The sequence below is a fragment of the Actinoalloteichus hoggarensis genome, from assembly GCF_002234535.1.
Lineage (GTDB): Bacteria > Actinomycetota > Actinomycetes > Mycobacteriales > Pseudonocardiaceae > Actinoalloteichus_A > Actinoalloteichus_A hoggarensis.
Genome location: NZ_CP022521.1, coordinates 2,427,975 through 2,453,079, shown reverse-complemented (window position 1 = coordinate 2,453,079; position 25,105 = coordinate 2,427,975). Strand labels below are relative to the sequence as shown.

General features: G+C 71.0%; 21 protein-coding genes and 1 riboswitch. Of the genes, 5 read left to right on the top strand and 16 right to left on the bottom strand.

What is annotated here, in order from left to right:
* Positions 1 to 380: 380 nt before the first annotated feature.
* Positions 381 to 1,055 (top strand): HNH endonuclease family protein, encoded by a 675-nt coding sequence (locus AHOG_RS10805; RefSeq protein ID WP_093941248.1) that lies wholly within the window; start codon positions 381 to 383, stop codon positions 1,053 to 1,055.
* A 403-nt stretch (positions 1,056 to 1,458) separates the two neighbouring features.
* On the opposite strand, the gene AHOG_RS10800 is transcribed toward AHOG_RS10805, so the two are convergent.
* The 5 genes from AHOG_RS10800 to AHOG_RS10780 form a co-directional block, all read right to left on the bottom strand.
* Complete coding sequence (locus AHOG_RS10800) at positions 1,459 to 2,610, bottom strand: glycosyltransferase (RefSeq protein ID WP_245856687.1); 1,152 nt, start codon at positions 2,608 to 2,610, stop codon at positions 1,459 to 1,461.
* Positions 2,611 to 3,275: 665 nt separating this feature from the next.
* Positions 3,276 to 4,253 (bottom strand): L-histidine N(alpha)-methyltransferase, encoded by a 978-nt coding sequence (gene egtD / locus AHOG_RS10795; protein WP_211290572.1) that lies wholly within the window; start codon positions 4,251 to 4,253, stop codon positions 3,276 to 3,278.
* Positions 4,250 to 5,095 (bottom strand): class II glutamine amidotransferase, encoded by an 846-nt coding sequence (locus AHOG_RS10790; RefSeq protein ID WP_093941247.1) that lies wholly within the window; start codon positions 5,093 to 5,095, stop codon positions 4,250 to 4,252. Before AHOG_RS10790 ends, egtD begins: the two co-directional genes overlap by 4 nt.
* Positions 5,096 to 6,436: an ergothioneine biosynthesis protein EgtB gene (egtB, locus tag AHOG_RS10785; RefSeq protein WP_093941246.1), complete on the bottom strand. Its 1,341-nt coding sequence runs from the start codon at positions 6,434 to 6,436 to the stop codon at positions 5,096 to 5,098.
* Positions 6,433 to 7,680, bottom strand: a complete 1,248-nt coding sequence (locus AHOG_RS10780) for a glutamate-cysteine ligase family protein (RefSeq protein ID WP_093941245.1) — start codon at positions 7,678 to 7,680, stop codon at positions 6,433 to 6,435. The genes egtB and AHOG_RS10780 overlap by 4 nt, the downstream gene beginning before the upstream one ends.
* 142 nt (positions 7,681 to 7,822) lie before the next feature.
* Here AHOG_RS10780 and AHOG_RS10775 point away from each other — a divergent pair, with 142 nt between their 5' ends.
* Positions 7,823 to 8,419, top strand: a complete 597-nt coding sequence (locus tag AHOG_RS10775) for a TetR/AcrR family transcriptional regulator (protein ID WP_093941244.1) — start codon at positions 7,823 to 7,825, stop codon at positions 8,417 to 8,419.
* 37 nt (positions 8,420 to 8,456) lie between these two features.
* On the opposite strand, the gene AHOG_RS10770 is transcribed toward AHOG_RS10775, so the two are convergent.
* The gene (locus tag AHOG_RS10770; protein WP_093944346.1) at positions 8,457 to 9,929 is read right to left on the bottom strand and encodes a peptide MFS transporter; all 1,473 of its coding nucleotides are present in this window, start codon (positions 9,927 to 9,929) and stop codon (positions 8,457 to 8,459) included.
* A gap of 372 nt (positions 9,930 to 10,301) precedes the next feature.
* On the opposite strand from AHOG_RS10770, the gene AHOG_RS10765 reads away from it, so the two are divergent.
* The 3 genes from AHOG_RS10765 to AHOG_RS10755 all read left to right on the top strand — a co-directional run bounded on the left by AHOG_RS10765 (position 10,302) and on the right by AHOG_RS10755 (position 14,261).
* Positions 10,302 to 11,708, top strand: a complete 1,407-nt coding sequence (locus tag AHOG_RS10765) for a hemolysin family protein (protein ID WP_093941243.1) — start codon at positions 10,302 to 10,304, stop codon at positions 11,706 to 11,708.
* Entirely contained in the window at positions 11,705 to 12,766 is a 1,062-nt protein-coding gene (locus AHOG_RS10760) for a hemolysin family protein (RefSeq protein ID WP_093941242.1), read from the top strand. The genes AHOG_RS10765 and AHOG_RS10760 overlap by 4 nt, the downstream gene beginning before the upstream one ends.
* Before the next feature lie 331 nt (positions 12,767 to 13,097).
* The gene (locus AHOG_RS10755) at positions 13,098 to 14,261 is read left to right on the top strand and encodes a substrate-binding domain-containing protein (RefSeq protein ID WP_157736759.1); all 1,164 of its coding nucleotides are present in this window, start codon (positions 13,098 to 13,100) and stop codon (positions 14,259 to 14,261) included.
* 256 nt (positions 14,262 to 14,517) lie between these two features.
* On the opposite strand, the gene AHOG_RS10750 is transcribed toward AHOG_RS10755, so the two are convergent.
* From AHOG_RS10750 to AHOG_RS10705, 10 genes are all read right to left on the bottom strand, one after another.
* Positions 14,518 to 14,955, bottom strand: coding sequence for a pyridoxamine 5'-phosphate oxidase family protein (locus tag AHOG_RS10750; protein WP_093941240.1), 438 nt, complete (start codon positions 14,953 to 14,955; stop codon positions 14,518 to 14,520).
* A gap of 220 nt (positions 14,956 to 15,175) precedes the next feature.
* Positions 15,176 to 16,450 carry a serine--tRNA ligase gene (serS, locus tag AHOG_RS10745; RefSeq protein ID WP_093941239.1) on the bottom strand — a complete coding sequence of 425 codons (1,275 nt, stop codon included), beginning with the start codon at positions 16,448 to 16,450 and terminating at the stop codon, positions 15,176 to 15,178.
* Between the two features lie 513 nt (positions 16,451 to 16,963).
* Positions 16,964 to 19,876: an aminomethyl-transferring glycine dehydrogenase gene (gcvP, locus tag AHOG_RS10740; RefSeq protein ID WP_093941238.1), complete on the bottom strand. Its 2,913-nt coding sequence runs from the start codon at positions 19,874 to 19,876 to the stop codon at positions 16,964 to 16,966.
* A gap of 231 nt (positions 19,877 to 20,107) precedes the next feature.
* Positions 20,108 to 20,210: riboswitch (glycine riboswitch) on the bottom strand.
* Positions 20,211 to 20,303: 93 nt separating this feature from the next.
* Complete coding sequence (locus AHOG_RS10735) at positions 20,304 to 20,870, bottom strand: MerR family transcriptional regulator (RefSeq protein ID WP_169725843.1); 567 nt, start codon at positions 20,868 to 20,870, stop codon at positions 20,304 to 20,306.
* 502 nt (positions 20,871 to 21,372) lie between these two features.
* Positions 21,373 to 21,849, bottom strand: a complete 477-nt coding sequence (locus tag AHOG_RS10730; protein ID WP_093941236.1) for a bifunctional nuclease family protein — start codon at positions 21,847 to 21,849, stop codon at positions 21,373 to 21,375.
* A gap of 148 nt (positions 21,850 to 21,997) precedes the next feature.
* Complete coding sequence (ftsR, locus tag AHOG_RS10725; protein WP_169725842.1) at positions 21,998 to 22,726, bottom strand: transcriptional regulator FtsR; 729 nt, start codon at positions 22,724 to 22,726, stop codon at positions 21,998 to 22,000.
* Positions 22,723 to 23,184: a glycogen accumulation regulator GarA gene (gene garA / locus AHOG_RS10720; protein ID WP_075740241.1), complete on the bottom strand. Its 462-nt coding sequence runs from the start codon at positions 23,182 to 23,184 to the stop codon at positions 22,723 to 22,725. Before garA ends, ftsR begins: the two co-directional genes overlap by 4 nt.
* 180 nt (positions 23,185 to 23,364) lie before the next feature.
* On the bottom strand, positions 23,365 to 23,757 hold the full coding sequence (gcvH, locus tag AHOG_RS10715) for a glycine cleavage system protein GcvH (protein ID WP_093941235.1): 393 nt from the start codon (positions 23,755 to 23,757) through the stop codon (positions 23,365 to 23,367).
* A gap of 241 nt (positions 23,758 to 23,998) precedes the next feature.
* Positions 23,999 to 24,601 carry a cardiolipin synthase ClsA gene (gene clsA, locus AHOG_RS10710; RefSeq protein WP_093944344.1) on the bottom strand — a complete coding sequence of 201 codons (603 nt, stop codon included), beginning with the start codon at positions 24,599 to 24,601 and terminating at the stop codon, positions 23,999 to 24,001.
* Between the two features lie 192 nt (positions 24,602 to 24,793).
* Positions 24,794 to 25,021: a hypothetical protein gene (locus AHOG_RS10705; protein WP_093941234.1), complete on the bottom strand. Its 228-nt coding sequence runs from the start codon at positions 25,019 to 25,021 to the stop codon at positions 24,794 to 24,796.
* Between the last annotated feature and the right edge of the window lie 84 nt (positions 25,022 to 25,105).

The window sequence follows — 25,105 nt, the reverse complement described above, 5'->3', positions numbered from 1 at the left end:
CTCGTCATGGTGATCGCGGACAGGCCACGAGCGACTAGGGTTTCCCCGTGGATGAACAGCGTCGAGACGGCACGCGCCCGCCGCCCGTCGGCCGCGGCGCGGCGTCCCGACGCGAGCCGCGGGCACTCACGTTCCGCGAGGACGACGTGGCACGTCCCTGTGCCATCACTACCTGCCCCGAGCCACCCGCCTGCGGCCGATCGCCTCGGAACCGGTATCGGCCGCGCGGGGGCCGCTCGGCGGGACGCCGCCTGGCAGGGGCAGTGGCACACGAGAGACGACGCCGGCGGCCGGGCCGCGCGGGTGTCGACCAGGACTGAGACGACGCCCGGTCGCGGCGTCGGCGGTACAGCGATGACGAAGAGGAGGGTGTCAGAGCGATGAGGCACGTGAAGGCCTGGGTGACGGCTCTCGCCGCCGTTCTGGGGGTGTCGGCGTTAAGCGGCTGCTCGGTCGAGGACGTCGAGGCGTTCCTGTCGAGCCCGTCGGACTCCCCGAGCGCGGCGGAGGGCCCCGCGGCCGAGAGTTCGGCGGCAGCCCGTGAGCGGTTGGACGAGCTGCCGGTGAGCCCGGCCGGTCCGATGGACGGCTATTCGAGGGACCGGTTCCCGCACTGGATCACGATCTCCCCCGGCTGCAACACCCGCGAGGCCGTGCTGTCCCGCGATGGCGAGAACGTCGAGACAGACGACGAGTGCAGGGCCGTCTCGGGAAGCTGGCTCAGTCCGTACGACGGCCAGACCTGGACGGACGCCGCCGATCTCGACATCGACCACATGGTTCCGTTGGCCGAGGCCTGGCGTAGCGGGGCGGCCGACTGGTCCGACGATCGACGGGAGGAGTTCGCCAACGACATGGAGCGGGCGCAGCTCTTCGCCGTGACCAACAGCGTCAACAGGTCGAAGGGCGACCAGGCCCCGGATCAGTGGATGCCGCCGCTGGAAGACTACTGGTGCACGTACTCGGTGCACTGGATCGAGGTCAAGCATCACTACGAGCTCTCCGTCACCGAGGAGGAGAAGGCCACGCTGCAGGAGACGCTCGACGGCTGCTGACGGTCGTCCGGGACCGGGGAGTCCGGCCGACAGCGGTCCGGGAGTCCGATCGTCGATCGGATCACCGAACCGCGGCCCGCACCCCGGCCCGCGACCGCTCGCCCGGTACGGCCTCTTCGACCAGGTGGACGCGCGATCCCACGAGGGCCGGTGCCCCGCTTCTCTACGTGGCATCGAAGCCTCACGACGGCACGAGGTCACTCGGCTCCGACGGCGGAGACGCCGCCCGTCGGTCCACGGCGGCCGAGGCAGGCCGAGACCGGGCGGTCGACCGCGGACGACGTGCGAACAAGCCGTCGGTCGGATGCGCCCCGACGCGAGACGGTGGTGCCGACCGGGCGGCGCCCGCGCCGAACGGCCGCCTAGTCGGTCGACACACACCGGGCCGGGCGCCGCGCGCCCGTTACGACCCGGCGATCTCGGCGATCACCTCGGCGGGGAGCGGCCGGTCGGCGATCTCGGCCGCGATCTCCCGGGCTCGGTCGCGGTATCGGCCGTACGCCAGCACCTCCGTCACGGCGGCGGAGATCTCGGCGGCCGAGTCGACCGTGATCGCGGCTCCCGACGCGGCGGCGCGGGCGGCGTTGACGGGCTGGTCGGCGCCCTGGGGCCAGAGCACCATCGGCAGTCCGTGCGCGAGAGCGCCGACGATCGTGCCGACGCCGCCCGCGCCGACCACCACGTCGGCCTTGTCGAGCAGCTGGGCCAACGGTGTGAAGGGCAGGTACCGGACCCGCGCCGAGTCGGCTCCGGCCCGCGCACCCTCGATGCCGCTCGCGGTGGGATGCCGCAGCGACGAGCCGAGCGTGGCGATCACGTCGGCGCCGGTGCCTGCCACCGCCGCCACGGCGGCCGACAGGGCGTCCGGATCGGAGAAGACCGTGCCCAGAGTGACGAGCACCGTCGGCTCGACCTGCCCGCCGACCTCGGGCAGGTCGAGCGCGACGTCCACCGACCGACGGTGAGCCGCGGGACGCACCGCCCGCACTTCGGTGTCCGGAGACCAGGCCGGATCCTGCAACGATCGCGGACACGGGTCGAGGAGGCTCGTGGCGGCGAGCGGACGGAGGCGCAGCCGGTCGTATCGGGCCGAGGCGGCGCGATCGATCTCGGAGGTGATCACCGCGGGCAGGGCCGGACCGATGCCCGCCTGATGCCAGGCGATGTCGAGCCGAGCCGCGATCATCGGGCCGATGGCGTCGAACGGTTCGGCCACGACCAGGTCCGGCCCCCATTCGACGGCTCGTTCGATGCCGTCCTCGATACCCAGGTCGACACGGGCACCACCGAAGATCTCACCGATGACCGGCGGCGTCGGACGGAACACGTCGGCACCGGTACGGCGGGCCGCCACCTCGGAGAAGACCTCCGGCATCGCCCCCGCACCGAGGTAGTCGACGCCCGGAGGGAGTTCGTCGGCGACCGCCGTCCGGAACGCCGCGCCGGACAGCAGCGCCACGGAGTGGCCCGCGTCGCGGGCTGCCCGCATCAGCGGGATCAGCGGTAGGACATGACCGAAGGCAGGGGTGGCGCTGAACAACAGTCTCCTGGGCATTCTCGAGAGATCTTCCCTTCTGGATCGGCGGCGCCGGGGTCGACGTCGGCGCGATCCGGTTCGGCTGCTCGGCCGCGGATCGCACCGCGGTGTCGCGACCTTCCGCGCGGCGACTTCGAGAGCGGTGGGCCCGGCCGGGTGCGGTCCCGCGCCGCCCGACATCGGCGAGGCCTCGGTGTCGGTCCGCCCGGGCGGGACGGCGGCGGGCCGACGGCGCGGCCGCCCCGCCACACGGCAGCACGCCAGGTGTCGAGACGGGCGGCCGACCGTCGGCCCCGCCGACTCCCGACGAGCCGGGCGAACCCGTGGCCGGGTTCCTCGCGAACAAGACCACCCGGCCATTCCTACCGCGTGACCGGGCCGTTCGACCGCCCTTCGGCGTCGCGCCGATCGATGCTGCCCGAGTGGACGGCAGGTTCGGCCCACTCGGGCAGGAGTGGCCGGGTGCCCGGTCGGCACGATCGGCGGGCGGAGGCGATCAGCGCACGTTCGCCCGACGCGAACCGTCGCCTCCGGCGGCGACGCCACCATCGCGGCGGGGTCCATCCGCCGACGCCGAGCGCGCGGCCGATCGGCGCCGACGGCCGCAGGCCGCGGCGAGAGACGGAGGACCGGCGGAGGGTCTTCGAGAACCCGGCCGAGGCGGCGGGCGTCGCCGCGAGGGACTACTCCGCCTCCGCCAGGCTCACCGCGAACCGGCCCGCCGGGTCGGTCCACTGTCGATGCAGCTGGAATCCCGCCGCGCGCAGTTCCGCCGTGACGCCGTCGGGGCGGAACTTCGCCGACACCTCGGTACGGATCTCCTCGCCTGCCGCGAAGTCGATCGTCAGATCCAACGCCCCGATGCGCACGGTGGAGGGCGCCGAGGCCCGCAGGCGCATCTCGATCCACTCCCGCACCGAATCCCAGTGCGCGACGTGGTCGAAGAGCCGGAGGTCGAAGTCCGCGTCCAGCTCGCGGTTGAGCACCCGCAGCACGTTGCGGTTGAACTCGGCGGTCACCCCCTGCGGATCGTCGTAGGCGGCGATCAGGGTCTCGGTCGACTTCACGAGGTCGGTGCCGAGCAGCAGCCACTCCCCGGGACGCAGCACCGACCGCGCCTCGGTCAGGAAGGCCGCGCGCTCGGCGGGGAGCAGGTTGCCGATCGTCCCCCCGAGGAACGCGATCAATCGTCGATCGCCCTCCGGCAGGGTGTCCAGATGGCGGGTGAAGTCGCCGACGATCCCGTGTACCTCCAGCTCGGGGTAGTCGGCCGCGATCTCCGACGCGGACTCGCGCAACGCGGTGGTCGAGACGTCGAAGGGCACGAAGCGTCGCAGCGCGCCCTGCTTGCCCATGGCGTCGAGGAGCAGGCGGGTCTTCTCCGCCGCGCCGGAGCCCAACTCGATCAGGGTGTCCGCCACCACGATCTCGGCGATGTCCGTCGCCGCGCCCTGCAGGGCGGCGCGCTCGGCGCGCGTCGGGTAGTAGTCCGGCAGCCGGGTGATCTCCTCGAAGAGCGCACTGCCCCGCGCGTCGTACAGCCACATCGAGGAGAGCCTGCGCGGCGCCGAGGTCAGGCCCCCGGCGACCTCGGCACGCAGGTCACCTGCCGAGGCGTCCTCGTCGAGGTGTACGTCGATGTGCGGAATGTTCACGGTCATCCTCTCGATGGCACCGATGTCGGATGGATCGGTGTGATCTCGACCTTGTCGCGGGTGGCGACGAGCAGTCGTGCGTCCGGCACCTCGGCCCAGTCCCCGTCCTCGTCCAGCGGCTCGGAGGCCACCACCAGCCGACCGGGCGCGTGCTGGACGAAGAGCGAATGCGTCCACGTGGTGGCGAACACCGTCTCACCATCGGTCAGCAGCAGGTTCAGTCGCGCCCCCGGGATCAGCTCGCCGACCTCGCCGACCAGGTCGCGTACGGCATCGGCGGGAGGCGATCCCGCGTCGATCCTGGCGCGCAGCAGAGCCCAGAGCAGCGCGGAGTCCGTGGCTCCCTCCGTGAGCAGCGCGGCGGCGGGCAGGTCCGTGACGAGTCCGGCGGCGCAGTCCGGCCAACCCGGCAGCACTCCGTTGTGGCTGAACAGCCACGGCCCGCTCCGGAAGGGCGCGCAGGCCTCCTCGCTGATCGGCATCCCGGTGGTCGCCGAGCGGACGGCGGCCAGGGCGGCAGGCGTCCGCACCACCGTGGCCACCTCGGCGAAGCCGTGGTCGTTCCAGATCGGGCCGGTACGCCGATACCGCAACGGCGGCGCGACCGTCCGTGCCGTCGGTGAGACGACCCTGGCCCCCGGTCGCCGCCCGGCCTCGGCGGCTCCCGGCGCGGCGGGCTCGGCGGCGTCCGGCGGAAACCAGCCGACGCCGAAGCCGTCGACGTTGACGGTGCCGCCCCGGCGCATCATCGTCGGAGCCCAGGACTGGCCGGCCAGCGAGTTGGCGCCGTCGAACATCAGCTCGGCCAGCGATACGGGCGGGCCGAGATATGCCAGGTGGCGGCACACTCAGGTTCGCTCCGCCCGCGTCGCGTCCCTGGCACAGCGGAAGCCGGCGAAGATCTGTCGCCGGATCGGCAGGTCCCAGTTGCGAAACGAGGCGCGCGCCATCGACGGGTCCGTGCCGAAGGAACCGCCGCGCAGCACCTGGTATCCGCCGTCGAGGAACACCTCGGAGTACTCCCGGTACGGGAAGGCCGCGAAGCCGGGATGGCCGGTGAAGGCGGAGGACGTCCACTCCCACACGTCGCCGACGAGCTGGTGCACCCCGGCCGGGGTCGCGCCCAGCGGGTACGCGCCGACGGGCGCCGGGGTCAGGTGCCGCTGGCCGAGGTTGGCATGCCGTTCGGTCGGCGCCGCGTCGCCCCACGGATGACGCCGAGATCGGCCGGTCGCCGGATCGTGTCGCGCGGCCTTCTCCCACTCCGCCTCGGTCGGCAGCCGCCTGCCCACCGAGCGGGCGTAGGCCTGCGCCTCGTGCAGACAGACGTGGACCACCGGCTCGTCGGCGGGCACCGGCTCGGTCACGCCGAAGCGCCGACGCCACCAGGTGCCGTCCGAGTCGCGGGTCCAGAACAGCGGCGCTCGCAGCTCGGCCCGCTGCCGGTGTGCCCAGCCCTCCTCGGTCCACCACTCCCGACGGTCGTAACCGCCCGCGGCGATGAACTCGGCGTAGGCGGCGTTGGTCACCGGGGCGGTGTCGAGATGAAAGGCGTCCACGTGCACGGTGCGCGCGGGGCGTTCGTTGTCCAGCGCCCAGGGTTCGGCGTCGGTGCCCATGGTGAACGGTCCGCCGGGGACGAGCACCTCGCGGGCCGACGGCGGGGCGATCGACGGCGGCGCCGCCGGGGCGTGCAGCACCGGCTCGCCGCGTCGCAGCTGATGGGTGGCCAGCATCGTCTCGTCGTGCTGCTGCTCGTGCTGGATGATCATGCCGAAGGCGAAGCCCTCGTCCACCAGCCGTCTGCCGCGCAGCGGTGTCCGGTCCAGGACGTCCAGGGTCTTCTCCCGGACGCCGCGCACGTATTCGCGTGCCTCGGCGGGGTTCAGCAGGGGCAACGCGGGGCGGTCCGCCCTGGCATGCCGGAAGGCGTCGTACAGCTCGTCGATGTCGCTGCGGAGCGGGACGAGACCACCCACGTCGCGGACGAGCCAGAGCTCCTCCTGGTTTCCGACGTGGGCGAGGTCCCATACCAGCGGCGACATCAGCGGCGAATGCTGGCGGGTCAGCTCGGCGTCGTCGACGCTGTCCGTCAAGGCGAGGCTTCGACGCCGGGTGCGGTCGAGTTCGGCCGCGATGGCGGCCCGAAGGATGTTCTCGTCGGTGGCGGCGGACTCCGTCGTCGTCATGCCTCGTCCTCTCCGAGGTCGAATACCGCTCCGACCGCGCGCCGCTGGGCGGCCTCGACGATCTCGGCGAGCAGGTCGGCGGGCAGATCGAGCCCGCTCAGTGCGGCGCAGCCCAGGTCCAGCAGTCTCGGGACCACTCGCGCCAGATCCTCGTCGGCCAGTCCGTCCCGTGCGGCGGGCACCCAGTGGCGGGCGACCGGCGCGGCCAGCTCGGCGGCGCGAAGCACCGTCTCCGGGCGGTGGAACAACGCGATCAGCAGCAGGGCGGGCACGATCCACCCGCGCCCCGGCTGCGTGTCCAGATACCGCACCTCGAGATATCCGCGCGGACGTACCGGCGGAAACAGGGTGGTGAGGTGATAGTCGAGGTCGTCGAGGCTGGGCGGCGGGTCCAGGGCTCCGGTGATCCAGTCGGCGAAGCGCACGGGGCCCGCGACGTCCCAGAATCCGCCCGCACGACGTACGCAGATCGCCGGGGTGTCCAGCGTCCGCCTGGCCCAGGCACGAGCCGGGTCGGCGTCCGGGCGGCCCGGACGGACCCGGACCGGGTCGGTGGCGAACAGCGATCTCATCCGGGCCGAGGCCCATCGTCCTCGGGCTCCCTCGACCTGCCGGGAGTTGGCGAAGGCGGCGATGAACACCGGTCCCAGCGCGTGGAGCGTGGCCCAGCGCAGCGTCGCGTGCTCGGCCTCCCCCGCGTCGAGACAGACCTGGAGGCCCGCCGTGCTGCACATCATGGTCTTTCCACCGGGCCCGATCCGGTCGAAAGCCCGCTCCATGGCGTCGTAGCGCGGGGTACGCAGCAGTCGGGTGGGGGGACGCCACGGATCGATGCCTCGGTCTCCGAGCCGGAGATCCCGGCCGCCGAGGAGGTCGGTCAGCAGCGCGAGGTCACCGTCGACGATCTCGACGAGGCGACGGGGGCTGCGCTGGGGAAGGGTGGAGATCTCGACCTGGCCGCCCGGTTCGACGGTGATCGTCGAACCGCTGGGCAGCGGGAGACCCGGACTGTCCGGTACCAGTGTGACGGGGGCGTGTGCCCCGAGCGCCGAGGCCAGCTCCCGTGGATCGACGGGGCGGCGCGGGTCGGCGCGGTGGTGCACGGTCCATTCGAGTTCGACGCCCGCCAACGCGGGCGGCCCGTGTTTGAAGCAGACGGAGGCCACGTAGGCTTCCGCCTCCACGCGACTACGAATTCGGGCCGCGTCCACGCTCGCCGACGGCGGACTCTGTGACAGCGTCATCGCGCTCTCCTCGCCTGCTCCGGAATCTCGACGCTACTCCCGCGCCGGGGGCGACGCAGATTCATCGCCCGTCCGTACCAATGGACACCCAAGACGTACGTACGTGTTGGATTTTCCTCGGAAGCACTGCGACGATCTCCGCATGCCGCGCGTCACCCAAGATCACCTCGATGCCCGCCGCCGCCAGATCCTGGACGGCTCGCGGACGTGCTTCACCCGGCACGGGTACGAGGGAGCCACCGTCCGGCGTCTCGAAGAGGCCACCGGCCTGTCGCGGGGCGCCATCTTCCACCATTTCCGGGACAAGGAGTCGTTGTTCCTGGCGCTGGCCGAGGACGACGCCCACCGGATGGCCGAAGTGGTGGCCGAACAGGGCCTGGTGCAGGTGATGCGGGATCTCATCGCGGTGCCCGCGGGCGCCGAGGTGCCCGATCATCCGGCCTACTGGCTCGGGACCCGGCTGGAGGTCTCCCGTCGGCTGCGCACCGACCCCGAGTTCAGGGCCCGCTGGGCGGAGCGGTCTCAGGAGCTGACCTCGGCGACGCGGGCCCGACTGGCACGCCAGCACGCGGCGGGCAAACTGCGCGACGACGTCGAGGTCGACGTGCTCACCGCCTACCTGGAACTGGTCCTGGAGGGCCTGGTGTCCCACCTGGCCAAGGGCCTGTCCGCCGAGGCCATGGGGCCGGTGCTGGACCTGGTGGAGGAATCCGTCCGCAGGCATCGGGCCGCCGAGTGATTCGACGCGAGCCGCCACCGGATCACCGCACGCCGGATCACCGCACGCCGCGCATCAGTCTGCGGATGATCGGCGTGCTGACGGCCAGCAGGACGCCGAGCAGCACGGCCAGCGCGCCGAGGACGCCGAAGTACAGCACCTCGGCGTCCGGCGAGTAGAGCCCGACGACCTGGGCGCCGATGCCGGAGCCCGCCGCGATGGAGAGGAAGAACAGGCCGACCATCTGCGCGGAGAACGCGGCGGGCGCGAGCTTGGTGCTGACCGACAGACCCACCGGCGAGAGCATCAGCTCGCCACAGGTCATCACGACCAGCGCGAGCACGGGCCAGAGCGGGGCGACCTCGGCGCCGGTCCCCGTGGTGCTCGCCACCATCATGACCAGGAACGAGAGTCCGACGAAGACGACGCCGCCCGCGAATTTGCGCGGGGTGCCCGGCTGCCGATCGCCCAACCGGGTCCACAGCGCGGCGAACACGGGGGCGAGCAGGATGATCGTCACCGGATTCACCGACTGGAACCAGCCCGGCGGGATGTCGAAGCCGCCCAGGGACAGGTTCACCCGGGTGTCGGCGAAGGCGGCGATCACCGTGGCCTGCTGCTCGAAGAGCATCCAGAAGACCACGCTGGTGAGGAAGAGCGGGATGAACGCGAGCACGCGATCCCGCTCGACGCGGGTGATGCGACTGCGCAGGATCACCGTGAAGTAGACGATCGGGAGCAGCACCGAGACCAGACTCAGCACGTTGACGAGCCCGGTCATGGTGAAACGCCCGGTGAGCAGGATCACCAGCACGACGAGGAGTGCCAGCGCGGCGGGCGGTCCCACCCGGAGCAGCAGTCCGCGCCGATCGGCGGGCGAGATCGGGTTGGTCGGCCGCCGTCCCTCCTCGCCGAGATGCCGTCTGCCCAGCACGTACTGCAGCAGCCCGATCGCCATGCCGATGGCGGCCAGCCCGAAGCCCAGGTGGAAGTCGACCCGCTCGGCCGCCAGCGACGTGAGCAGCGGAGCGAGGAAGCTGCCCAGGTTGATGCCCATGTAGAAGATCGAGAACCCGGCGTCGCGCCGTTCGTCGGCCGGCCCGTAGAGGGTTCCGACGATCGCGGAGACGTTGGACTTCAGCAGGCCGGTGCCGACGATGATCAGGCTCAGGCCGAGCCCGACGCCCTCGAGGCCCGGGACCAGGGCGAGCACGATGTGGCCGAGCATGATGACGATGCCGCCGTAGAGGACGGACCGCTGGGTGCCCAGGAGGCGGTCCGCCACCCAGGCTCCGACGACGCTCGCCATGTAGACGGCGGATCCGTAGGCCGCCACCAGCGCCAACGCGGTGGTCTGGTCGACGCCGAGGCCGCCCTCGGTGACCGATCGGTACAGGTAGAAGGCGAGGATCGCCCGCATCCCATAGTAGGAGAACCGCTCCCACATCTCGGTGAAGAAGAGCGTCGCGAGACCGCGAGGGTGGCCGAAGAAGCCCCGCTGCTCCGGCTCGATGGGTCCGTTCCGGGTCACGCCGCCCCTCCGCCCCTCGACCACCACCCGCCACAATCGAGGTCCGACATTACGCCGAACGGCGGCTTGCGCCGGGAGGACACACGCGATCGCGAACCACGCCGCTCGGGTCTTTAGCCCACTTGCCCGCCCATGACTAGGCCGTTCGGCGCTGCGTCCGACCGCCCAAGCCCTACAATGAGCCTTCCGATTCCCGACGAACCTCGACGTGCCGCGTGCCGACACCTCGGGCGCGAACGGCGGGAACGTCGGCCTAGGTGAAAAAGGAGTGAAGACTTCCGTGCAGAAGGCGGAGTCACCCGGCAGCAGTAGCGAGCCGGGCGAAGATCCCGGCTGCCATATCGTCCCGTGTGCCCCGCAAGGGTGCGCCCGGTGAACGAGATTCTGATCAACATCCTGCTGTTGTCCACGGTCGCCCTGCTCACCGCAGGCACCTTCATCTGCGTCGCCGCCGAGTTCGCGCTCACGTCGCTGGAGCGGAGCACCATCGACGCCCATGTCGCCGAGGTCGGCGACAAACGGGCGAAGCTGGTCCAGCAGGCGCACAAGACCCTGTCGTTCCAGCTTTCAGGCGCTCAACTCGGCATCACCCTCACCACGGTCACCACCGGTTTCCTCGCGCAGCCCGCGATCGGCGATCTCATCGATCCGCTGCTGAGCGGTCTGGGGCTCCCCTCGTCGGTCGCGACGGGCGCCTCCGTCGCACTGGCGCTGATCATGGCCACCTCCCTCTCGATGCTCTTCGGCGAGCTGGTGCCCAAGAACCTGGCCATCGCCAGGCCGTTGGAGACCGCTCGGGCGGTGACCGGCATCTACTCGTGGTTCACCCGCATCTTCCGCTGGGTGATCAACGTCGCCAACAACGGAGCGAACGCACTGGTCCGCAGGCTCGGCGTCGAGCCCGCGGACGAGTTGCGCTCGGCACGCTCCCCCGAAGAGCTGGGCTCCATGGTCCGCTCCAGCGCCGAGCAGGGCACCATGGACGCGGGCACCGCCAGTCTGCTGGACCGGTCGTTGCGATTCGGCGACCGCACGGCGGGCGAGCTGATGACGCCGAGGGTGCGCATCGCCGCGCTCACGGCCGAGTCGACGGCGGTGGACCTGTTGGAGATCGCTCACCGGACCGGCTTCTCCCGATTCCCGGTTCACGGCGGCGACCTCGACGACGTGCGCGGCGTGGTGCACGTCAAGCAGGCGTTCACCCTGCCGTCCGCCGCGCGAGCGGCGACGCTCGTCTCCTCGCTGGCCAGGCCCGTGCCGAGCGTGCCCGACTCTCTCGAAGGCGACGCGCTCCTCGATCGGCTGCGGGGCTCCGGGCTTCAGCTCGCGCTCGTGGTCGACGAGTACGGCGGAACGGCCGGACTGGTCAGCTTCGAGGACGTCATCGAGGAGATCATCGGCGACGTGCGCGACGAGCACGATCGGCGGGAGATCTCCCCTATCCGCCCGATGGGCGAGCAGACGTGGGTGGCCTCCGGGCTGCTTCGGGACGACGAGCTCGCCGAGGCCACCGGTCTGCAGATCCCGGAGGGCGACTACGACACGCTCGCCGGCTTCGTGCTCGATCGCCTCGGTCGGATTCCCGACGTCGCCGACGAGGTGCGGCTGGACGGCTGGCTGCTGACCGTGCTGCGGATGGATCGCAGGCGGATCGCCGAGCTCCGTGTCGCCAGGGTCGCCGAGGCAGGCGACTCCGAGGACGTCGGCGAGGACCGGACGGCCGTGCGCGCCGACGTCGCGCATGCCACGGCGGACGACGGTGAGAGGGGTGTCCGATGAGTGACGGAACAGCCGTGCTCGTCGCGGTGCTGCTGCTGGTGTTGAACTTCTTCTTCGTGGGTGCCGAGTTCGCCCTGCTGTCCTCCCGCCGCGACCGGCTGGAGAGCCTGGCCGAACAGGGACACAAGCGGGCGAAGACGGTGATGAAGGCGGGCAAGGAGATCTCGCTGATGCTGGCGGGGGCTCAGCTGGGCATCACCATGTGCACCGTGGGTCTGGGTGCGCTCGGCGAGCCTGCCGTGGCTCATCAGCTGGAACGGGTGCTCGACCCCCTCGGCGTGCCCGAGGTGCTGCTGCATCCGATCGCCTTCGTGATCGCGTTGTCATTGATCAACCTTCTGCACATCATGCTGGGTGAGATGGTGCCGAAGAACCTCGCGATCGCGGCTCCCGAGAAGATGGCGATGTGGCTGGTCCCCGCGCACGTGGGCTTCGTGCGGATCACCCGGCCCTTGATCGGGACGTTCAACATCGCGGCGAACGGAATCCTGCGCTTGATGAAGGTCGAGCCGAAGGATGAACTCGCCTCCGCCTACACCGCGCAGGAGATGACGAGCCTGTTCGCGGAGTCCCGGCGGGAGGGCCTCCTGGAGGACTCCGAGCACCGGAGGCTGACCAAGACGCTGTCCTCGGCCGAGCGGACCGTGGGCGACGTCCTGGTCCCGGTGGCGGAACTGACCACCATTCCGGAGCACCCGAGCGTCGGCGACGTGGAGCAGGCGGTCACCAGCACCGGGTTCTCTCGGTTCCCGGTGCAGGCCCGCGATGGTCGACTGGTCGGATACCTGCACGTCAAGGACGTGCTGGAGCAGGCCGACGCCGATCGTGCAGCGCCGGTGACCTCGGGCCGCGTCCGCAGCCTTCCCGAGCTGCCCGCGAACCTGCGGTTGGGCGAGGCGTTGACGGCGCTGCGGCGGACGCACAGCCATCTGGCGGCGGCGGTGAGCCCCGAGGGCGAGGTGCTGGGCGTCGTGGCGTTGGAGGACCTGGTGGAGGAGTACGTCGGCACCGTGCGCGACGGCACTCACGTCCGGGCGGTTCCGCGCCCGGCGAACTGACCGCCCAGGCTCTCGGAGCACGACAGGTGAGGGGGTGCCCGGTATCCGGGCGCCCCCTCACCGCATCTGGTCGCGATGCGTCGCGGTACCCGGTCCCGCCGGGGACCGGCCGCCGCCGCGAGGGCGTGGCTGACACGCCGGAGAGCGGGAACACCGCCCGTAAGGATCTTGACCGGAATCCTTCACCTGTTAGCGTAGCTTTCGGCCAAGTGGGACGGGTCCCCGCTCCGACCTGTCCGTTCTCGTTACTTAGCGAAGACAAGTTTCGCTCTTCTGCGTGAAAGGGAGCCGGATGGCTCGACATCGTGACTCGGGAGTCAGACTCCGTCGAGTGGCCGGATGGCCCCTCGCGGTCATCGCGGTTCTCCTGATCTCGACACTCGGATACGTCGGCTGGTCCTCCCTGGGTGCGATGGTCGACCGGCGTGCCGACGCCGAGGCGGCGAGCTGTCCGCAGGGCGACCACACCCTGCGGATCGCCGCCGAGGACGCGATGGCCGCCCCGCTCATCGAGTCGGCGCAGGAATGGAGCGCGACGCGGCCTGTCGTGCAGGACCACTGCATCCGCGTCGAGGTGACCACGCATCGCTCCGCCGACGTGCTCGCCGGGCTCATCGGGGAATGGGACGAGACGGAGAACGGCCCTCGCCCCGACGCCTGGGTGCCCGATTCACTGCGCTGGGTCCAACGGCTCTCCGAACAGCGCGGCGAGCTGATCGGCTCCCAGCCGCTCGTGCTGGCCACGAGTCCCGTCCTGCTCGGGATGTCCGAGTCGGCCGCCCATGCCGTGCGACTGCACGGCGGAGTGAGCTGGTCGGAGATCCCCTCGCTGGTCGCCGAGCCCGCGGGATGGAGCCGCTTCGAGCAGGCCGACTGGGGCCGCTTCCTGCTGGTGCTGCCCGACCCGGCGACGAACCCCGCGAGCGGGCTGGCCCTGGAAGGGCTGCTGGCGCCCGCCGACGCCACCGGGCCGATGACCTCGGAGGCGCTCGCGGAGCAGGGCGCGCAGGACACGCTGGGCAGTCTGTGGAGCAACGAGCCGCTCGAGGTCCCCGCGACCACCAGGGAGGCGCTGACCACGCTGGGGCGGACGTCCGATCCCGGTCTCGAGGGTTTCCATGCCGTACCGGTCACCGAGGTCGACCTCTACCGTCGCAACCTGGGGCTGGACGGCGACCCGGCCCCCAAGACCCCGATCGCGGGCTACATGCCCGGCGGTGCCAACCCGCGCGTCGAATATCCCCTGGTCGCGATCAACGGCGGTGAGCGGGACACCACCATGAGCAGGGCGACCCAGCAGTTCGGCGAGTTCCTGCGGCACCGCGACCAGCAGCGCGGCCTCGCCGAGGCAGGCTTCCGCGTGACGGCGGTGATGTACTACCCGAACCCGGCGCCCGGAATCCGCTGGAGCACGCCGGACACGAACCTGACCTCGGCTGACGGTCCCACCAGCCGAGAACTCGTCGAGTCCTGGCACGGCCAGGCCGAGCGCTGACCCGCCGCGCCCGACCGAGGCAGTACCGGACGCCGTCGCGCGTCGCGGGCCGCACCGCCGCAGGCACGGCCCGCCGTCGCGCCTGCGACTCCCCTCCGGTCCCGTACGCCCGCGGCCGCTCACGCCGAGGGCATCGAGCAGCGGGCTCGAACCATCGCCGTCTCGCGCCGACATCACGGCTGAGACACCGCCGCTCCGCACGTCGCGTGCACCGCATCGCCGCCGCCGGTCCGATCCGGTCGATCCGCAGCGACGCCTATCCCGCGTCCTCGGTCTTGCCTTGATCGTTGCTCAGCCACTTCTCCGGCCGCATCCGCACCAGGATCGTCCGCTCGTTCAGCGCGGCGTCCACGTAGCCTGCCACCTCATCGGCGGGCAGATACCGCCGCGCGATCGCGTCGGCCTGCTCACGGGTGGGCATCTCGTCGTTGGCCACGAGCGGACCTTCGGCCGTCACGTACTTGTACGGCGCGGTCTCGGTCTGGACGGCCAGACTGAACCGGCCCGCCGCGCGAATGGCCTTGTCCTTCACCGAGCCGCGCTCCATCCAGATCAGGACCTCGCCCCCTGGCTCGTAGGAGTACCAGACGGGGACCGCCAGCGGGGCACGACCGTCCCTGCCCACCGCGAGCACCCCGACGTGAACTCCGGCCAGGAAGGCCTCGCGCTCCTCGATGGTCATGACGAACGACATGTGTCGTCTCCTTTCCCACACCCCAGTCGACACGCTCCGTGCCGTGCACAGATCAACTTCAAGGCGGAGACGGACTATTCCCGATTCATCCCGACCGTAGCGAGAACGACCGTTCACATGGCGGGACCGGTCCGCCTCCGACCAGACGATCGGCGGCCGCCACGCGGGCCGGTCCCGTCCTCGGCACCGGTTGGCAGGTCAGACCGCGAGAGCCGCCTCGTCAGGGCCGCAGGACGTCCGTGCCGAGGAAGGGCACCAGCGCCTCCGGCACACGCACCGAGCCGTCCGCCTGCTGATTCTGCTCCAGGATCGCCACCATGGTCCGCCCCACGGCCAGGCCGGAGCCGTTCAGCGTGGCCGCCAGCCCTCGCCTGCCGTCCTTGGTCCTCGTGCGGATGCCCGCGCGGCGAGACTGGAAGACTCCGCAGTCCGACACGCTGGAGATCTCGCGATACCGATCCTGGCTCGGCAGCCACACCTCGATGTCGTAGGTGAACTGCGCCGAGAAGCCGATGTCACCCGCGGGCAGCGCGACCACCCGGTAGGCGAGTCCGAGTCGGCGCAGGCACTCCTCGGCGTGGGAGAGCATCAGCCGAAGCTGCGCGTCCGACTCCTCCGGCTCGCAGAAGCGCACCAGCTCGACCTTGGAGAACTGGTGCATCCGGATGAGGCCTCGGGTGTCCCGACCGTAGGAGCCCGCCTCCGACCGGAAGCACGGGGTCTGCGCCGTGTAGGCGAACGGCAGCTCCTCGGTGGCGAGGATCTCGTCGGCGTGCAGATTGAGCAGGGGGACCTCGGCGGTCGGCACCAGGAAGAGCTCCCGATCGGCGACCCCGGTGGCGAAGAGGTCGTCCTGGAACTTCGGCAGCTGTCCGCTGCCGGTCAGGGCGGCCCGATTGGCCAGCGCGGGCAGGCCGAACTCGGTGTAGCCCTGCTCCTCGGTGTGCAGCGTGAGGAAGAAGTTCGCCAGCGCGCGCTCCAGCCGAGCGCCCACGCCCTTGAGCACCACGAAACGCGGGCCCGCCAGCTTGGTCGCCCTCGGGAAGTCGAAGATGCCGAGTCGCTCGCCGACGTCGACGTGATCGGCGGGCTCGAAGTCGAAGCTCGGCCGCTCGCCCCAGGTGCTGATCAGCTCGGCGAACTCGTCGGTGGCGCCGTCGGGCAGACGGTCGTCCGGCAGGTTGGGGATGCCCAGCATCAGCTCGGTCAGCTCGGCGTCGAGACGCTGGTGCTCCTCCTCGGCCTCGGCGATGCTGCCCTTGAGCCCTTTGGCGTGCTCCCGCAGCGCGGTGATGTCCTCGCCGCGCTTAGCCGCCTGGCCGACCGAGGCGGCGACCTTCTTCGACTCGGCGCGGGCCTCGTCGGCGCGTTGAATGGCGGAGTTCCGGGCGGAGAGAAGCGTCTCCAGTCGCGTCAGGTCAAGCTGGTAGCCACGTCGTGCGAGCTTGCGCACGGCATCGGTGGCCGGATCGAGCAGAACGCGCGGGTCGTGCATCTCTTCAAAGCTCCATCGCCGGATTCGAGTCACCGCCGCCGCGGCCGCCCCTGGGTCGGACGCCGCCGAGCACACGGTGCTGTGATCCTGACAGCCTAACCGGCGCCGACGCGCCTGCTTTCGCCCCCGGCACCGGATCTCGCCCGCCGCCGCGAGCGCCGGTCCCCGCCGTCGGCACCGGCGCCACGCGTCGGCTCGTGATGCGGCTGTCGCGTCTCGCGGCTGTGGGGCCGCTACGGGGAGAAACCGGTCATCGACGCCTCGACACACCGAGTCCGCGAGCATGAGCCGCCGCGCGGCGGGCCGGACCAGGTTCGCCGCGGACGGTGGGCACCAGACGACGCGGGCGGCATGCGCCCGGCCGGCCGTCGATCCGGTCCCGCCCCGCTCGGCGACCCGGCGCTCCGACTCCCGGCCCGGCGGCTCCCCTCCTCGACGGTCTCGGCCCGACGATCCGAGCCACCCGACGACCCGAGCCGCTCCCACGGCCCGAGCGCCGGGCGGCCCGGCCGCTCAGCCCTGGTAGGCCTCCAGCGGCGGGCAGGAGCACACCAGGTTGCGATCGCCTCGAGCGCCGTCGATCCGCCGCACGGGCGGCCAGATCTTGGGGCTCGCGTGCCCCGCCGGATACACCGCCGTCTCGCGGTCGTAGGGGTGCGGCCACTCGCCGGTCAGGCATTCCGCCGTGTGCGGGGCGTTGCGCAGCGGGTTGTCCTCGGCGGGCCACTCCCCGGAGCCGACTCGGTCGATCTCGGCACGGATGGCGATCATCGCGTCGCAGAAGCGGTCCAGCTCCGCGAGGTTCTCGCTCTCGGTCGGCTCGACCATCAGCGTGCCGGGCACCGGGAAGGACATCGTCGGAGCGTGCAGTCCGTAGTCGGCGAGTCGCTTGGCCACGTCGTCGACCGTGACACCGGTGGCCTTGGTGAGGCCGCGCAGATCCAGGATGCACTCGTGGGCGACGAAGCCGCCCTGGCCGGTGTAGAGGACCGGGTAGTACTCGGCCAGCCGCCGCGCCACGTAGTTCGCCGCGGCGACGGCGGTCAGCGTGGCCTGCCGGAGTCCGGCCGCGCCCATCATCCGCACGTATGCCCAGGAGATGGGCAGGATCGCCGCGCTGCCCCACGGCGCCGCGCTCACCGGCCCGACGACCGCCGCCGCCGGCCCGGCCGAGGGGGCGAGCGGATGGCCGGGCAGGAAGCGCGCGAGATGCTCCCGCACCCCGACGGGGCCGACGCCGGGGCCGCCGCCGCCATGTGGGATGCAGAAGGTCTTGTGCAGATTGAGGTGGGAGACGTCGGCGCCGAATCGGCCCGGCCGGGCCAGTCCGATCAGCGCGTTGAGATTCGCCCCGTCCACGTACACCTGACCGCCTGCGTCGTGCACCAGCGCGCACACCTCACGCACCGTGTCCTCGTACACGCCGTGGGTGGACGGGTAGGTGATCATGATGGCGGCCAGATCGTCGCGGTGCTCCGCCACCAGCGCCCGCAGGCTGTCCAGGTCGACGTTGCCCGCGTCGTCACAGGCGACGACGACCACCCGCATGCCCGCCATCACCGCGCTCGCGGCGTTGGTGCCGTGCGCGCTGGCCGGGATCAGACACACGTCGCGCCGAGCCTCGCCCCGGTCGAGGTGGTAGGCGCGGATGGCCAGCAGGCCCGCGAACTCGCCCTGGCTGCCCGCGTTGGGCTGCATGCTGACCGCGTCGTATCCGGTGATCTCGGCCAGCCAGCGCTCCAGGTCGCCGACGATCGACAGCAGGCCCGCCGCGTCCTCCGCCGGCGCGAAGGGGTGCAGCTCGGCGAACTCCGGCCAGGTGATGGGCTCCATCTCGGCCGTGGCGTTCAGCTTCATGGTGCAGGAGCCCAGCGGGATCATGCTGCGGTCCAGCGCGACGTCCTTGTCGGACAGCGATCGGAGGTACCGCAGCAGCGCCGTCTCCGAGCGGTGCCGATGAAAGACCGGGTGGGTGAGGAGGTCCTCGGTCCGACGCAGCCCTTCCGGCAGCGCGTCGGGCGTCGCCGCGTCCAGCTCGGCCACCGAGATCGCGTCGGGGTCCACGCCGAAGGCCCGCCACACCGCGTCGAGATGTGCCGTCGTCGTCGTCTCCGAGCAGGAGACGCCCACCTGGTCGGCGTCGACGCGCCGCAGGTTCACCCCGAGATCGCGGGCGGCGGCGATCACCTGGTCCGCCCGGCCGGGAACGCGCACGCACAGCGTGTCGAAGAAGGCGTCGTGGACGAGGTCACGGCCGCCGCCACGCAGGCCCGCGGCGAGCACCGCCGCCATCCGATGAGCCCGTTCGGCGATCCGCCGCAGCCCCTCCGGGCCGTGGTAGACGGCGTACATCCCCGACACCACGGCGGGCAGCACCTGGGCCGTGCAGATGTTGCTGGTGGCCTTCTCGCGGCGGATGTGCTGCTCTCGGGTCTGCAGGGCCAGCCGGTAGGCGGGCGCGCCGTCGCTGTCGACGCTCACACCGACCAGCCTGCCCGGCAGCTGCCGTTCCAGGCCCTTGCGGACCACCAGGTAGCCGGCGTGCGGTCCGCCCAGACACGGTGGGAAGCCGAATCGCTGCGCGGTGCCGACCACCGCGTCGGCGCCGAGGGAACCCGGCGAACGCAGCAGCACCAGGCTGAGCAGATCGGCGGCCACCACGGTCATGGCTCCCCGGCGATGTGCCTCGGCGATCACGGACTCCTGGTCGCCGACGTGCCCGGAGGCACCGGGATAGGACAGCAGGAGGCCGAAGAGATCGCCGTCGGGCAGGGCGCCGGAGCTGAGATCGGCCTCGACGATCTCGATGCCCAGCGGCTCGGCCCTGGTCCGCAGGACGGCGAGGGTCTGCGGCAGGGTGTCGGCGTCGACCACGAAACGCGACGAGCGGGACCTGCCTGCCCGGCGGATCAGGGTCATCGCCTCGGCCGCCGAGGTCGCCTCGTCGAGCATCGAGGCGTTCGCCACCGGAAGCCCGGCCAGGTCGGAGACCATGGTCTGGAAGTTCAGCAGCGCTTCGAGCCTGCCCTGCGAGATCTCCGGCTGGTACGGCGTGTAGGCGGTGTACCAGGCCGGGCTCTCCAGCACGTTGCGGCGGATCACGGGCGGCGTCACGGTGCCGTGATAGCCGAGCCCGATCATCTGGGTGTACACCCGGTTCAACGAAGCACGGTCTCTCAGTTCACGGAGCGCGACGGTCTCGCCGGCGGCCGCCGGCAGCGCCGAGGAGGCCGCCTCGTCGCGGATGGCCGAGGGGACGGCGCGGTCGGCCAGGTCCTCCAGCGAGTCGACGCCGACGACCGCCAGCATCCTGGCCAGCTCGTCGGATCGGGGTCCGATGTGCCGCTCGGTGAAGGGCGTGCCCTGTTCGAGGGCGGTCAGGGGGGCACCGGCGCGGGCGCGGGGCGGGTGTGCGGAGATCGTCATGGCCGAACCTCGGGACTCGGGGGCGATGGCCTCCCACCGCGAACGGTGCGAGGTGGTGTCCGTCCTCCCCCTCTGTCCTCACCCGAGGCGGGTCCTCTGCCGAGGACCACGGGCGCCTGAGAGCTTCGTCCGACTCGGCCTGCGCCGGACTTGCACCGTCGGCGGGGCAGCACGGCCGGGTCCGGCCGCAGCGACCGTGTCCCGCCTCGCATACCCGCTTTCCAGAGGCGTCTGTCCCGTGCGGTCCCTGCTGCCTGAGAGGTTCCGGGGAGGAGTTGCTCCTTCGGCGCCGAACCACCCGTACGGGTGATGCGGACTCTCCCGCACGAGCTTCGGGTCACGCTGGGGAATCAGTCGAGACCCCCGGGACGCGACCCTGACGACTACGTGCAGAGGCTACCCCGCCGGACCGTGCCGAACCCAGAGCTCAGCCGGTGCGCCGGTCCCGGCGCCGCCTGGCGAGCTCGTCCTCGTCCGACTCGAAGGTCATCACGCCGTCGGCCCGTTCGGCGGGAAACTCATGAATGGTCCCGCTGATCTCCCGCATCGCGCCGCTCACCGCGATACCGAAGACGCCCTGGCCGCCCTGCAACAGGTCGACCACCTCTTCCGGGGAGGTGCACTCGTAGACGGTGGTCCCGTCGCTGAACAACGTGATCCTCGCCAGGTCCGGCACCCCCCGACGCCGCAGATGCTCGACCGCGACCCGGATGTTCTGCAAGGAGACCCCGGTGTCGAGCAGTCGCTTGACCACCTTCAACACCAGGATGTCCTTGAAGGAGTACAGCCGTTGGGTCCCGGAGCCGTGGGCGCTGCGGATGGACGGGCCGACGAGGCCGGTTCGCGCCCAGTAGTCGAGCTGCCGGTACGTGATGCCCGCGATCTGACAGGCCGCCGCCCCGCGATAGCCGACCAGTTCGTCCGGCAGCGAGACGTCGGGAAACAACTCGCCCTGTTCACCGGAGGTCGACCGGACCGGCGAATCCTCAGTCACGCCTGCCTCCTCTCGTGCGGCCGTCACAGGCCGACGACGATGCGCCTCATGATCGCCTGCGCGTCCCGAGACCGCCATGATGACCTGGAGTGGTGCTCCAGGTGACATCCGTCTGACCACGACCGTAAGACCGAGGTGAGGCCAGGTCAACGCGACGCGCGGGGCCGCCGGCCGACGCGCGACGCGCTGCCGCGGCCGATCGGGGGGAGCCGGCGTGCCCACCAGGCTCGGCGCGGACGGCATCCGAGCGACACGGCGCCCACGACCGCGACGTCGCACCCGATCGCCCGCATGCTGCTCGCCCCGGCGGGCGGTGTTCGACAGAGCCGCTGCCGACGCGGATCGCCCGCCGAGCACGACGGCCTGCGCGGCGCGAGCATGGTATAGGCGGGACGACGCCCTGCGTGCCACACGGGTCGACGAGGCGGCCCGTACGGGCCGAGGCGGGCGGGGCCGGCGGTGTGGAGCCGTCGGGAGGCGGTCGGACGACGTCCGGGCCCGCTCAGGTGTCCGCGCCTCGGAAGTCCTCGGGAGAGACCGAGTCGAGGAATTCGCGGAACTTCTCGACCTCGTCCTCCTGCTCGTCCGGGATGATCAGACCTGCCTCGGCGAGCACCGACTCGTCGGCATGGATCGGCACCCCGATGCGCAGCGCCAGCGCCACCGAGTCACTCGGCCGCGCCGAGACCCGGACGTCACCGTCGAACACCAGCTCGGCGAAGAAGGTGCCCTCCTGCAGATCGGTGATCCGCACCTGTTCCAGGTCCCTGCCGAGGGCGCCGATGACGTCCTTGAGGAGGTCGTGTGTCAGGGGCCGTGGCGGCCGGACGCCCTGCTGCTCCAGCGCGATGGCCGTGGCCTCGACCGATCCGATCCAGATCGGCAGGTACCGCTCGCCTTCGGTCTCACGCAGTAGCAGAATGGGTTGGTTTGCGGGCAGTTCCACCCGTACGCCCACGACGCGCATCTCACTGCTCATCGGGTCTTGCCTCCTCCCGCGAACCACACCACGACGTCACACCATCGAGGATCGCCTGCCGTCGTCTTCGACGCTACCCGCGATGAGCGCAATACGCTTCTCATTCTCGGCGAACGCGGAGCGGACCGATAGCGGCCCACGACCGAGTTCATCGTCCGATCACATCACGCAATCCGGTCTTGACCAGGAGTGCGTGCAGCCTGACCGACAGGGCCGCCAGCTCACGCAGCATCTCCTCGGCCCGCGCGCCCGCGTCGGGATCGCGCTGCCGAGCGATCGGCGTCACCGCCTGGTCGAGCAGGTCGACCTGTCGGTCCGCCGAACTGCGCAGGGCGCGGAGATGGCGGGGTTCGATGCCGAAGGCAGTGACCGCGCGAACCGTGCGTGCGATCTCCACCGCGTCCGGATCGTAGAACCCCGCCTGGCCGGGCCGGACGAGCCCGTACTGCTCCATCTCCGTGAGCAGAGCCGGAGTGATGCCCGCGGCCGCCAGCATCTCCTCCCTGGTCAACCGCATCTCGCCACCACTCGCGAAGTCCGAGGCTCTCGGCAGTCCATGACCCGCGACGCCCTTGGGCGTGGGCCCCGCCTCCGGCAGGGCCAGCTCGACACCTCGGTCGGCAGCCACCAGCTGTTCCTTGATCACTTTGAGCGGCAGGTAGTGGTCCCGCTGCGCACTGAGGACGAACCGGAGTCTGTCGACGTCCCGTTCGCTGAACTGTCGGTAACCGGCCTGGGTACGTGCCGGGCGGACGAGGCCCTCGGATTCGAGGAATCGAATCTTCGAGATGGTCACCTCAGGGAAGTCGGCACGAAGCTGCGAGAGCACCATGCCGATGCTGAGCGCACCGCGCTCGGACCGCCCGGCCGCGGTCACCGTGGTTCCTGACCCCCGGACACGCCGGACAGGAACACCAGTCGGAACTTGCCGATCTGCACCTCGTCGCCGCTGGCGAGCACCGCCGTGTCCACCGGTTCGCGATTGACGTAGGTGCCGTTCAGGCTGCCCACGTCGACGACGACGAACTCGCCGCCTTCGCGGCGGAACTCCGCGTGTCGCCGCGACACCGTGACGTCATCGAGGAAGATGTCGCTGTCCGGGTGCCTGCCCGCGCTGGTCGTCTCCCGGTCGAGCAGGAACCGGGAGCCCGCGTTGGGTCCCCGCTTGACGACGAGCAGTGCCGACCCGGAGGGAAGCGCGTCGATGCCGGAGACCGCGGGCTCCGGTGCGGCGTGCTCGGGGTTCTCGACCTCACTGAGGAAGTCGGCCCGGAAGACGGAGGTCTGTTCCGGGGACCGCTCCGGCGGAACGCCGGGCCCGTCGTTCGTGCTCACCTGAGCTCTCCTCCTGCTGAATAAACGATGCCAAGCTCGTCTCAAACTACCTTGCCGATCAGAGCGCACGTGGCCCGACTCCCGAGATCAGGTTGTTCACCATGGACGTCCGCCGTCGGTCGACGGCGGCTGAAGCACCCCGTCGCCGTCGCTCGACGGCGGCAGGAGGACAGACCGCCGTCACTCCTGGCCGGCGATCAGCTCGCTGTACCCGTCGGCGTCGAGAAGCTCCTCGAACGCCTTCGGGTCGGCGAGTCGTACCTCGATCATCCACCCTGCCCCGTACGGGTCGGAGTTGACCAGCTCCGGGCTCTCCTCCAGCTCCTCGTTCCTCGACACCACCTCGCCGGTCACCGGCGCGAAGACGTCGGAGACGCTCTTGGTGGACTCGACCTCGCCGATGGTCTCCCCCTGCGAGATGTTGTCTCCCACCTGGGGAAGCTGGACGAAGACCACGTCGCCGAGCTGCTGCTGCGCATAGTCGGTGATGCCGATGCGCACTGTGTCCTGGTCGCCCGACGCGAGCCACTCATGGTCCTGGGTGAAGCGCAGCTCCTGAGGAACCGACGACATCCTGCCTCCGATCGAAACTCTCCTCCGGCGTGACCGTCCACTGTGTGCGGACGGTGACGCGCCAGGGACTACTTCCGCCACTCCGCGGCGCGACCGCGGCATCACTGCCCCGCCTTCCGAGTGTCCGCCCCATCCTGCCAAGTCCGCCGCACGACCACACACGGCCGTCCCCGAAAATGATGCCGGACGAGATCGCTCCCGATCCCGCAGGCGGCCCGACGTGGCGACGCCCGCCGGTCTCTCAGGCCGCCGCGGCACCCGGTGTGGCGCCGCGCAGACGTCGGACGGCACCGCCGAACTGAATGAGATAGAGCGCGCCGGACCAGAGGTAGAGCAGGCAGCCCCAGGCGGTGAACGCCAGGCCGAAGGGACTCGCGATCGCGGCGAAGGCGGAGTCGCCCTCGGCGAGCAGCAGGAGCGGGAAGGCGTAGAGCAGGGTGAAGGTGGCCGCCTTGCCCAGGTAGTGCACCTGAGGCGGCCCGAAGCCGTGATGCCGGAGCATCAGCAGCGCGGCGACCAGGACGATCTCCCTGGCGACCAGGACGGCGACCAGCCACCAGGGGACGATCCCTCTGATCATGAAGGCGATGAGCGTCGACAGGATGTAGAGCCGGTCCACGGAGGGATCGAGCAGCGCCCCGAGGGCGCTCGACTGATCGAGCCAACGGGCGATCTTGCCGTCCAGCCAGTCGGTGATCCCGCTGAACACCAGGACCAGCAGCGCGAGCATGTCGTACTGCGGGCCGAGCAGCAGCCACAGGAACAGCGGCACGCCCACCAGCCTCAGCAGGCTGAGCAGGTTGGGCACGGTGAACAGCCGGTCGTTGCGGATCGCGTTCCAGATGCCGTCGCCGAACTCGGGGCCGAGGAACGCCTCTGCCCCGCTGCGCCTGGCGATGCCGGTATCGCCGCCCACTACGCCTCCCCTGCGTCACCTGGACGACGGCAGGCGCATCCCTCTCACCGGACCCGCCCGACCCACCGCCAAGGCTCCTAGCCTGTCACACCGGTCCGAGGGCGGGCGTGCGTGGTGCCCCTACGACCAGGTACGACTCCACCCGCGCTGGGCGAGCTCGGCACTGGTCAGCACGACGGGACGTCCTCGGTCGTCCACGCCGACCCAGCGGGCCTGTCCCGGCCCGCCTTCCAGGACGTAGGCATGTCCACGACTCCAGACCACGCTGCACGGCACCGTGGGCAGGATCGTGCTGGACGGCGTGCTGATCGAACGGGCATCGGATTCCGTCGCCGTATCAGCGGTCATAGCGGTGGCACCTCCATCGGGGATGAACGACACGTCGTTGTGCCGGCGATCCCGGTTCTTCGATTGTGGACCGTCTCGCTCGTG

Coding starts and splice junctions, on each gene's coding strand:
- egtB (WP_093941246.1), bottom strand. CDS start 6,436: ATGACGACGACGGAGTCCGCCGCCACCGACGAGAACATCCTTCGGGCC.
- AHOG_RS10805 (WP_093941248.1), top strand. CDS start 381: ATGAGGCACGTGAAGGCCTGGGTGACGGCTCTCGCCGCCGTTCTGGGG.
- AHOG_RS10750 (WP_093941240.1), bottom strand. CDS start 14,955: ATGTCGTTCGTCATGACCATCGAGGAGCGCGAGGCCTTCCTGGCCGGA.
- serS (WP_093941239.1), bottom strand. CDS start 16,450: ATGCACGACCCGCGCGTTCTGCTCGATCCGGCCACCGATGCCGTGCGC.
- gcvP (WP_093941238.1), bottom strand. CDS start 19,876: ATGACGATCTCCGCACACCCGCCCCGCGCCCGCGCCGGTGCCCCCCTG.
- gcvH (WP_093941235.1), bottom strand. CDS start 23,757: ATGTCGTCGGTTCCTCAGGAGCTGCGCTTCACCCAGGACCATGAGTGG.
- AHOG_RS10730 (WP_093941236.1), bottom strand. CDS start 21,849: ATGAGCAGTGAGATGCGCGTCGTGGGCGTACGGGTGGAACTGCCCGCA.
- AHOG_RS10705 (WP_093941234.1), bottom strand. CDS start 25,021: ATGACCGCTGATACGGCGACGGAATCCGATGCCCGTTCGATCAGCACG.
- AHOG_RS10760 (WP_093941242.1), top strand. CDS start 11,705: ATGAGTGACGGAACAGCCGTGCTCGTCGCGGTGCTGCTGCTGGTGTTG.
- AHOG_RS10800 (WP_245856687.1), bottom strand. CDS start 2,610: ATGCCCAGGAGACTGTTGTTCAGCGCCACCCCTGCCTTCGGTCATGTC.
- AHOG_RS10780 (WP_093941245.1), bottom strand. CDS start 7,680: ATGACGCTGTCACAGAGTCCGCCGTCGGCGAGCGTGGACGCGGCCCGA.
- egtD (WP_211290572.1), bottom strand. CDS start 4,253: ATGACCGTGAACATTCCGCACATCGACGTACACCTCGACGAGGACGCC.
- AHOG_RS10775 (WP_093941244.1), top strand. CDS start 7,823: ATGCCGCGCGTCACCCAAGATCACCTCGATGCCCGCCGCCGCCAGATC.